The 509-nt window shown below is 38.7% G+C and carries 1 protein-coding gene; it reads left to right on the forward strand.

All coding sequences use genetic code 11. The features are described from left to right. Positions 1–29: 29 nt before the first annotated feature. Positions 30–509 (forward strand): LysR family transcriptional regulator (locus K0039_RS24950; RefSeq protein WP_228106818.1); only part of this gene is annotated, 480 nt, incomplete at its 3' end.

A 509-nucleotide genomic window follows, 5' to 3' on the forward strand; every position in this document is an offset into this window, starting at 1 on the left:
AATCGTCGCTTCCATTTTCCGGAGTAATAATGAAGCATGAATTATCAAGTATGAAGGCATTTGTCATACTGGCAGAGTCCAGTTCGTTTAACAATGCCGCTAAATTACTCAATATTACGCAACCTGCATTAACGCGAAGAATAAAAAAGATGGAGGAAGATTTACATATTCAACTATTTGAGCGTACAACTCGCAAGGTTACGTTAACAAAAGCAGGAAAAAGGTTGCTCCCGGAGGCGCGGGAATTAATAAAGAAATTCGATGAAACGCTTTTTAATATTCGTGATATGAATGCTTATCATCGTGGTATGGTGACGTTAGCGTGTATTCCGACCGCAGTATTTTATTTTTTACCGCTGGCAATCGGTAAATTTAATGAGCTGTATCCCAATATTAAAGTGCGGATTCTGGAACAAGGCACGAATAATTGCATGGAATCGGTGCTGTGTAACGAATCAGACTTTGGCATAAACATGAACAACGTCACAAATTCATCCATTGATTTTACC

The organism is Terrisporobacter mayombei (assembly GCF_020748465.1).
Classification (GTDB): Bacteria; Bacillota; Clostridia; order Peptostreptococcales; family Peptostreptococcaceae; genus Terrisporobacter; species Terrisporobacter mayombei.